The 9649-nt window shown below is 38.3% G+C and carries 9 protein-coding genes; 7 read left to right on the top strand and 2 right to left on the bottom strand.

Features of this window, described 5'->3' with window-relative positions; all coding sequences use genetic code 11:
• Positions 1-29 precede the first annotated feature (29 nt).
• On the bottom strand, positions 30-887 hold the full coding sequence (locus FC65_RS06280; RefSeq protein ID WP_056971970.1) for an N-acetylmuramoyl-L-alanine amidase: 858 nt from the start codon (positions 885-887) through the stop codon (positions 30-32).
• Between the two features lie 559 nt (positions 888-1446).
• Between FC65_RS06280 and hisS the strand changes: the two genes are divergently transcribed.
• The 5 genes from hisS (at position 1447) to FC65_RS06255 (ending at position 7728) form a co-directional block, all read left to right on the top strand.
• Positions 1447-2745 (top strand): histidine--tRNA ligase, encoded by a 1299-nt coding sequence (hisS, locus tag FC65_RS06275; RefSeq protein ID WP_010496039.1) that lies wholly within the window; start codon positions 1447-1449, stop codon positions 2743-2745.
• Between the two features lie 6 nt (positions 2746-2751).
• Positions 2752-4542 carry an aspartate--tRNA ligase gene (gene aspS / locus FC65_RS06270; protein WP_056971969.1) on the top strand — a complete coding sequence of 597 codons (1791 nt, stop codon included), beginning with the start codon at positions 2752-2754 and terminating at the stop codon, positions 4540-4542.
• A gap of 158 nt (positions 4543-4700) precedes the next feature.
• On the top strand, positions 4701-5573 hold the full coding sequence (locus tag FC65_RS06265) for a YitT family protein (protein WP_056971968.1): 873 nt from the start codon (positions 4701-4703) through the stop codon (positions 5571-5573).
• 22 nt (positions 5574-5595) lie between these two features.
• Positions 5596-6774, top strand: a complete 1179-nt coding sequence (locus tag FC65_RS06260; protein ID WP_010496034.1) for a CDP-glycerol glycerophosphotransferase family protein — start codon at positions 5596-5598, stop codon at positions 6772-6774.
• 51 nt (positions 6775-6825) lie between these two features.
• On the top strand, positions 6826-7728 hold the full coding sequence (locus FC65_RS06255) for a deoxyribonuclease IV (protein WP_056971967.1): 903 nt from the start codon (positions 6826-6828) through the stop codon (positions 7726-7728).
• An 82-nt stretch (positions 7729-7810) separates the two neighbouring features.
• On the opposite strand, the gene FC65_RS06250 is transcribed toward FC65_RS06255, so the two are convergent.
• Entirely contained in the window at positions 7811-8638 is an 828-nt protein-coding gene (locus FC65_RS06250) for a pyruvate, water dikinase regulatory protein (RefSeq protein ID WP_010496032.1), read from the bottom strand.
• A gap of 293 nt (positions 8639-8931) precedes the next feature.
• Between FC65_RS06250 and rpsU the strand changes: the two genes are divergently transcribed.
• Together rpsU and FC65_RS06240 are read left to right on the top strand one after the other, a co-directional pair.
• Positions 8932-9117, top strand: a complete 186-nt coding sequence (gene rpsU / locus FC65_RS06245; RefSeq protein ID WP_003690207.1) for a 30S ribosomal protein S21 — start codon at positions 8932-8934, stop codon at positions 9115-9117.
• 21 nt (positions 9118-9138) lie between these two features.
• On the top strand, positions 9139-9585 hold the full coding sequence (locus FC65_RS06240; RefSeq protein ID WP_010496031.1) for a GatB/YqeY domain-containing protein: 447 nt from the start codon (positions 9139-9141) through the stop codon (positions 9583-9585).
• Positions 9586-9649 lie beyond the last annotated feature (64 nt).

Raw genomic sequence — 9649 nt, 5'->3', positions numbered from 1 at the left:
TATCAGTACCAAATATTATAGAACCTTTTTTAATCACGGTGAAAATATTGAGTCAAACCAGCAACAACTTGGCTAGTAGCCTTGTTTTCATAGCCGCGAGAAGTTATTTTTTCAAAATCACGTTCAGAATTAATGTAGCCCATTTCAAGCAAAATTGCAGGGCGGGTATTGTCACGGATCACTAAAAAGTTGCCGATATCCACTCCACGGTTATCTAAGCCAAGTTGACTAAACTGTTGGTTGACGGTGTTTGCCAGTTTAAAAGAGGGCCCCTTATTATAGTAATAAGTCGTATAACCAGAAGCGATGTTGACTTCCGGAGCAGAATCAAAATGAAAACTAATAAAAGCATCAGCATGCACTTGTTCTGCCAATCTTGGTCGTGCACCTAAACTGACAGTTGAATCATTGTCACGAGTAAGATATACTTTTGCACCCTTAGCGCGCAACTTTTTAGCAGTTTGTTTTGCATAACGCAAGGTATAAGTTTTCTCATCTTTATTAGAGTTTGAAAGCGCACCAGAATCTTCGCCGCCATGGCCCGGATCAAGAACGATCGTCGCGTTAGATAAAGAAGTAATAGGGTTTTTGTATGATGAAGAAATCATCCAATCAGCAACCCAACCGAACTGATTTTTATCAGTTTTAACATAAAGCCAGTGATATTTCGTTTTTATGATCTTTAATCTTGTACCCTGCGCTAAAGAGTTTTTATCTTTATATTCGATACCTGGACCGCTTTTTATCATGGCCTGTGTTGTTTCGACCTCAACTTGTTTAAAGTAAGATGTTGTTCGATAAATCAGTAAACTAAGTAAAGCCAAAATAATTCCAATTAAAATGACTTTATTCAATGGGATACGTTGCCCATGTTTATATTCTTGCATCAATTCCACCATCCGCTTAATTACCTATGCATAATATGCACAGAGTTAATTATACAAGACTTCACAATTTTTTACAGAAAAAGCTGTTAATTTTTTTGCGTTAATTCAATTGAGAAAAGTATTTTGCTTTGTTTTTAGCGGAAATTTAAGGAAATGTCTTGATTTTGCTTATTATTGTTTGTATACTGAAAAAAAGCCGTTGATGAAGAATAGTAATTTTGAAAGAACTTGTCAGAGAACGGGTGCTAGCTGAGATACCCGCCAAGTTAGATAAATGAAGACACTTTTAAGGTGTATGGTAACATGCCGTGCGCAGCGTTATTGCGAAGTAATAAATTAAGGTGGTACCGTGCATTTTTGCGCCCTTGTTCAAGTAGTTACTTGGCAAGGGCTTTTTGTTTGTATTGAGACAAATAAAAGTATGTTTTAATAGTTTTGATTATAGGATCCTTCCTATTTTCATCATTATGGAAAAATACAAATTCACACTAGAATAAATAAGTGTGTAAGTCAACGGAGAATCAATCAAGATATGTGATTTTATACGAGGAGGAATATTATGAAATATCAACGTCCAAAGGGTACGGCGGATATTTTGCCAAGCGATGCTCAGAAATGGGCAGCCATCGAGAACCGTGCGCGTGAGGTATTTAAAAAATATCGTTATCAGGAAATGCGGACACCAATGTTTGAAAGTTTTGATGTGTTTTCTCGTACATCTGGTGAAACATCTGACATTGTTACTAAAGAAATGTATGATTTTTATGATAAAGGTGAGCGTCATATTACTTTACGCCCCGAAGGAACAGCTGGGATCGTGCGGGCTTATGTAGAAAACAAATTGTACGGACCGGAAGTACCAAAGCCTTTTAAAACTTTCTACATGGGGCCAATGTTTAGATATGAACGGCCACAATCAGGTAGATTGCGTCAATTCCATCAGATCGGAGTCGAAGCATTCGGTGCAGATTCAGCAGCCTTGGATGTTGAAGTTATTTCCCTAGCAATGGCACTATTGAACAGTGTTGGTTTACACAGTTTGAAACTAAGCTTAAACACTTTGGGTGATAATGATTCACGGCAAAAATACCGTCAAGCTTTGATCGACTTTTTAGAACCCCATGAAGCAGAGCTTTCTGAAGATTCAAAAGAAAGATTGCATAAAAATCCATTGCGTGTTTTGGATAGCAAGGATGCAAACGACCAAAAAATAGTTGCAGATGCACCATCAATTTTGGACTATTTAACACCTGAAGCGTTTAAACATTTTGAATTAGTTAAACGATATCTGGATGCTCTTCACATACCATATGAGATCGATTCAAATATGGTTCGTGGTTTAGATTATTACAACCATACTATTTTTGAAGTTATGTCTGACTCTAAAGCCTTTGGCGGCAAGTGGACAACTATCTGTGCGGGCGGACGTTATAATGGCTTGGTTGAACAACTTGGAGGTCCAGAAACACCTGGTGTTGGTTTCGGTTTAGGTGTTGAACGTTTGTTATTAGTCTTAGACGCTGAAGGGATCGAACTAAATGAGCAACATGATCTTGACGTTTATGTCGTTGGGATCGGTGAACAAGCTGATGTTGAGGCCCTTAAATTAGTACAATCGTTAAGGCAACAAGGATTTAGCGCAGAACGTGATTATCTGAATAAAAAACCCAAGGGGCAATTTAAAGCGGCAAGTAAAGCAAATGCAGCTTACACCTTAACTATTGGGCAAGAGGAATTAGAGCAGCAAAAAGCTAACTTGAAGAATATGAGAGATGGTCATCAAGAATCAGTTGCGTTGCCAAAAATTTACGCTAATTTTGACCAGGCAAGAGCAATTCTAGATGAAAAGGAGAACTAATTAGATATGAAAAGAACAACATATGCAGGCTCAGTTGATGAGTCTTATTTAGGCAAAGAAGTTGTTTTAAAGGGATGGGTCCAAAAAAGAAGAGACCTAGGAAATTTGATTTTTATTGATCTTAGAGACCGTAAAGGCATTGTTCAACTTGTTTTCAGCCAAGAATTTGATGCTGATGCTCTGGCTAGTGCGGATACTTTACGGAGCGAATATGTGATCGAAGCCGTTGGAAAAGTTGTGCCACGTGCCGATGGTGCCGTTAACCCTGACATGAAAACTGGTAAAATCGAAGTTGAAGTTCATCAAGTCAATATTTTGAATAAGGCTAAAACTCCTCCGTTTTATATTCAAGATGACATTAATGCGTCAGATGATCTGAGGTTAAAATATCGCTATCTTGATCTTCGTCGACCAGAAATGCAGCGCGGTTTGTTGATTAGAAACAGGATCACACAAGCTGTTCACCGTTACTTAGATAGTAATGAGTTTGTTGATATTGAAACACCATACCTGACAAAATCTACACCAGAAGGAGCACGTGACTATTTAGTGCCATCCCGTGTTTATCCAGGCCACTTTTATGCCTTGCCGCAATCTCCGCAGCTGTTTAAACAACTGTTGATGGGTGCTGGATTTGATCGTTACTATCAGATCGCACGTTGTTTCCGGGATGAGGACCTTCGCGGAGATCGTCAACCTGAATTTACACAGATCGATCTTGAAATGTCGTTTATGACTGCAAAAGAAATTCAGGAAATGACTGAGGGTCTCTTAAAAGCTGTGATGAAAGAAGCAGTCGATTTTGAATTAAAGACTCCGATCCCACGGATCACTTGGAATGAAGCGATGGACCGTTTTGGTTCAGATAAGCCTGATATTCGTTTTGCCATGGAATTGCATGATATGTCTGAGGCCGTTAAGGATGGCGGATTTAAAGTTTTTGATTCTGTTTTGGAAAACGGTGGACAAGTAAAAGCAATTGCGGTTCCTGAAGGGGCAAAAGCATATTCGCGTAAACAAATCGATGCCAAACAAGATTACATCAAACGCTTCGGCGCAAAGGGCTTAGCATGGGTCAAGGTTACTGAAGATGGTTTACAAGGGCCGATCGCTAAGTTCTTCAAAGATAAGACAGGTAGTATTAAAGCTGCTGCTGAAGCACATGAAGGCGACTTGATTTTGTTTGTTGCTGACAAACGTAAAGTTGTTGCTGATTCGTTAGGCTACTTGCGGACATCTATTGCAAAAGAAATGGATATGATCGATAAATCCGCGTTTGCCTTTATTTGGGTCGTTGATTGGCCATTGTTTGAATATAGTGAAGATTTTGAACGTTACATTGCTGCTCATCATCCATTTACGATGCCAAATGAAGAAGATCTTGACTTGCTTAAAACGGATCCGCATAAGTGTCACGCACAAAGTTATGACATTGTTTTGAACGGGTATGAACTTGGAGGTGGATCGATCCGTATTCATCGTCGTGACATTCAGGAACAAATGTTTAAAGCATTGGACTTTACCAAAGAAAAGGCCGAGGAACAGTTTGGTTGGTTTATGGAAGCTCTTGACTATGGTTTTCCACCGCATGGAGGATTGGCATTAGGATTAGACCGCTTTGCAATGTTGTTAGCCGGCAAAGACAATATCCGTGAAGTTATTGCATATCCGAAGAATTCTAAGGCATCTGAACCTTTGACTAACGCGCCCAGTTTTGTTTCTGGTAAACAGCTTGATGAATTATTCCTTAAGCCAGAAATTCCTGCCGATGCAAAGGTCAATAAACCTGAAGAATAATATTAATAAAGTCTGCTTTGATAGAAGGCAGGCTTTTTTTTTATCCTAATAAGGGGGCTTGGTAATTTTTCAAGCAGATTGTTATAATAAAAGTACCTACTTTAAAGAAGTTCGATCTGATCAATAAATAAACAAACAAAAGGGGAAACATAAATAAAATGGATGAGCTGCAGCAGATATGGAAACGGCATGCATATGTCATGAGAGCCTCAACTGCTTTTTTGTATGGTATAGTAGTTTCAGTTGCCATGAACTTTTTTTGGACACCGGGCCATATTTATTCGTCAGGGATCACTGGGCTGGCCCAATTGCTAGCCACTATTAGTAAAAATAACTCGCTCCCATTAACAACAGCTTTCTGGTTATTCGCACTAAATGTGCCGTTATTTGGAGTAGCTTGGAAACAAATCGGCCATCGATTTAGTGTTTTTACATTTCTAGCTGTTATTTTTTCAAGTATCATGATCAAAGTTATGCACCCTATAAATCTGACAAGTGATCCAATTATTTGTGCTATTTTCGGGGGAGCCGTCAATGGTTTTGGAACTGGTTTGGCGCTAAAAAATGGTATTTCGACTGGTGGCCTAGATATTTTAGGGCTTGTTATCAAGAAGCATACCGGAAAATCGATCGGCACCATCAATATGATTTTTAATGGTTTCATTGTTTTGGCAGCTGGTTTTATGTTTGGCTGGCCTTATGCTTTTTATTCCGCCTTAGGTCTGTTCGTTAATGCTAAGGTAATGGATATGGTTTATACACGCCAAAAGAAAATGCAGGTCATGATCGTAACATCATCTCCAAATAGCGTGATCGAATCTATCCAAACTAGGTTAAGACGTGGGGTCACGATCGTCCATGGGGCAGAAGGGGCATATAAACATGATGCCAAAACGATTTTATTTACCATAATCTCACGCTATGAGCAGCCTGAATTAGAACGTGCCATGCAAGAGGCTGATCCACACGCTTTTGTTAGTATTGCCGAAAATGTGCATATTATGGGACATTTTTACGAGCCGGACCTTTAGATCGGAGATGTATCTTGATTAAATGTTGAAAACTGTTTATTTGTGGTTAGTATCTTTTTGTTCAAAAATATTTTCTAAAACGAATTCTGACCAAATCGTTTATCTTTTGAGCTTTGCGGGAAATGAAAATTTTATCGTACGTTTGGCTCAACGTGTTAAGCAAGAACCAGGAGGAAAACTGGTCGTGCTGTATCGTCCTAATTGTGTCAAAAGTGCCCACGAGCTGCGGGCACATAACATCGAATGTAGAGAGTTTTCAGATAATTTTTATTTTTTGACACATCAATTAAAAACAATTATGCAAGCTAAGTTAATATTTGCAGATAATTATTTTGCCTTTTTAGGCGGTTGTCAGTTTGATCATGACCGGACTCGAGTTGTTCAGATCTGGCATGCTAATGGAGCTGTTAAAACTTTTGGCTGGGAAGAGCCCAGAACAAAAGATAGATCAGCTAGTTCGAAAAAACGCTTTCAAAAAGTGTACGATCAATTTGATGATTTTATTGTTGGTTCTGCTAAAATGGGTGAGGTGTTTTGCAACAGTTATCATCAACCTATCGAGAAGATGAAAGTTTTAGGTTATCCCCGTACGGATCGTTTATTTTCGAATGAGAAAAAAACTCAAAAAAGAAAACAATTTTTTGCTGAATATCCTGAATTAGCACAAAAAGAGATAATTTTATACGCACCTACTTATCGTGAAACAGTAACAGGCGAAACATATTTCGATTTACCACAAGACTTTACAGCAATATTGGCTAATTTAAGTGATGAACAGGTTATGCTAGTGAAACTCCACCCCCATGTCAAAGAGGCTATTTCTCACCTAAAAAAGCAACATCTAGCGCATGTTTTCTGGGTCGATGATTTTACTACAGATGACTTATTATTAGTCAGTTCACGGTTGATAACAGATTATTCTTCGGTGATTTTTGACTACACTCTTTTAGAAAATGCACGTCAGATTATTTTTTACTGTTATGATTTTGAAAAATATGCTCAAATTGTTGGTATCCAAAAAGACTTTAACGAATGGCTCCCGGGGAAAATGGTTTCTAACGCGTCAGATTTGCAAAAGCTTTTACAAATACCTTTGCCAGATGCTGCGGCTGATTTCAGTGTTTTTAACCACCTGTGGAATAAGGCAAATGACGGTAATGCGATCTCACATGTGTTAGAAAATTATTTTTATGGAAATTAGAATTGGTTTTAAAATTAGTGTTTGATTGAAATGCGACAAGGAGGCTTATACATGTTGTTAGGATGTCATGTCAGCATGCGTGGACAAGAGATGCTGTTAGGGTCGGCCAAACAGGCAGTCAATTATGGAGCTAATACATTTATGATCTATACGGGAGCTCCACAAAATACTAAGCGTAAAGATATTGATGAAATGAATATTCCTCTTGCGCACCGATATATGCAAGAACATCGTTTGACAAGTATTGTTGTTCATGCACCCTATATAATTAATCTGGGAAATACCACAAAGCCCGCTAAATTTGACTTTGCGGTGCAATTTTTACGTGGTGAAATTAAGCGAGCTTCTGCGTTAGGTGCCAAACAGATCACTTTACATCCTGGTAGTCATGTTGGGGCTGGTACTGATCAGGCAATTAAAAGCATTGCAAAAGGTCTAGATGAAGCTTTGCTGTTGGATGATGATGTGCAGATTGCTTTAGAAACGATGGCTGGTAAGGGAACTGAAGTGGGCCGCTCTTTTGAAGAAATTGCCCAAATTATTGATCTTAGCCAGATGAGTGAGCACTTGTCAGTGACGCTTGATACTTGTCACGCTAATGATGCAGGTTATGACATTGAACGCGATTTTGATGGAGTATTGAACGAATTTGACCATGTGATTGGCTTAGATAAGCTAAAAGTGGTTCATGTTAATGACTCTAAAAATGAGCAGGGTACGCATAAAGATCGCCACGAAAATATTGGTTGCGGGAAGATCAGTTTTACTGCATTGAATAATGTAGTACATCATCCGCAATTAACTGATATTCCTAAAATATTAGAAACACCATTTGTTGGTCCCGATAAAAAGCATAAGTATGCGCCGTACGGTTATGAGATCAAAATGTTTAAGAAACAAGAATTTGAGCCGGAGTTAAAAGATATGATCTACCAGACTCAAGGAATTGTTTAAGATCAAAAAGAGCTTTAACATTAAAACGACACAGGTCGTAAATGTTAAAGCTCGTTTTTGTTTGAGTAGAAAATTACCTAGTTTATTCAGTTGGGTTTTGGTGATCATTCAAACTTTCCATAATCAATGTCGCTGTTTCTTCAATTGACTTATTAGCCGTATTAATAACCAGACACCCAAGCTTACGGTAGAGTTCTTGAGAAAAATTCAGTTCATTATTGATATTGTCAAGATTTGAATAATGGGAATCGGGATCCAAGCCGTACGCTACCATTCGTTGACGGCGAATAGAATTTAGAACCTCTGGATCATTGGTCAGTCCAAAAATCTTACGCTGATCGATTTCATATAGTTCATCAGGGATCTTAGTTTTAGGAACCAAGGGCAGATTTGCTACTTTGTAGCCCTTATTAGCTAGGTACAAGGATAGTGGGGTTTTGGATGTCCGCGAAACACCAAGCAAAACAATATCCGCCTGGGTAAAACCACTCGGATCTTTGCCATCGTCATATGTGACGGCGAATTCCATACATTCTATTCGTTTAAAATAATCCTGATCAGTATGGTGATTCATTCCTGCTTCTAGTTGCGGAGCAACTTGACTTCGGTCGGCTAACATTTGCAATAGCTTGTCTAATGCTCCTAAACATTGTAGAGAATTTTCCTGACAAAATTCCTTGATCTGCTCAGAGAGGTCTTTTAAAACCAAAGTGTGTACAATAACAGCATTGACACGCTTAGCTCGTTTTAAGATCCCATTGAGCAACGACGATGTTCTAACAAGTGGATATTGCTGAATATCGAACTTAACTTCTGGAAATTGAACTACTACTGCCTGAACTAAATTGTAAGCTGTTTCGCCAATAGAATCGGAAATCACAAATATTGTTATTTTATTATTATCTGGCATATAAAATCCCCCTCGTAGTAGATGAGTTGTCAATATAGGGTAAGACGTCTTTTTGTTTATTATACATGCTAAGCCAACCGAATAAAACCGATAATATATTAAGTTGATTTTCTTTAAAAAATGAAAATTAGTAAAATAAACGATCACAATAATGTGAAAATTTGTAATTCAGCGCTAATAACGTATTGACGCGTATTTTATGTTTATGTATAATAATAAGGAACTGGTAAGTTTGTGTTTCATTATGCAATTTTATACGGTTACACTTTAAGCTCGGAGGGAGGGAAAACATCATGTCAAAGACAGTCGTTCGTAAAAACGAATCTCTTGATGACGCTCTTCGTCGCTTCAAACGTACCGTTTCCAAAACAGGTACATTGCAAGAATACCGGAAACGTGAATTCTACGAGAAGCCAAGTGTTAAGCGTAAGAAAAAATCTGAAGCAGCTAGAAAACGCAAAAACAAACGTCGTTTCTAAAGTCCTAAGGGGGCGCATGTTGTGAGTTTGTTAGAAACACTGCAAAAAGATATGATTGCAGCTATGAAAGCTAAGGATAAGGAAAAATTAAGTACTATCCGGATGCTGAAGGCTGCAGCGACAAACGAAAAAATCAGCTTGGGTCATGATTTGACCTCTGATGAAGAAGTTTCCGTTTTGTCACGTGAGCTTAAGCAACGCAAAGATTCATTAAGCGAGTATGAAGTAGCAGATCGTCCTGATACAGTTGCTTCACTCAAAAATGAAATTAAAATTGTGGAAAGCTATATGCCTGCTCAACTCAGCGAAGATGAGGTCAAACAAATCGTTGCTGAGACTATTGCAGATATTCATGCTGAATCGCCAAGCGATTTTGGTAAGGTCATGGGTGCTGTAATGCCAAAGTTAAAAGGGCAAGCTGATGGTAAACTTGTCAACTCAACTGTTAAAGATTTACTTTCAAATTAAATTTAAAGGGTTCGGCTGATTGAAGTCGAGCTCTTTTTTGTGGTTCTTTATCAAGTGGTACTGA

The organism is Ligilactobacillus acidipiscis DSM 15836, assembly GCF_001435755.1.
GTDB classification, from domain to species: domain Bacteria; phylum Bacillota; class Bacilli; order Lactobacillales; family Lactobacillaceae; genus Ligilactobacillus; species Ligilactobacillus acidipiscis.
The sequence above is the reverse complement of the archived record's forward strand: the minus strand, read 5'-3'. Positions and strand labels throughout refer to the sequence as shown.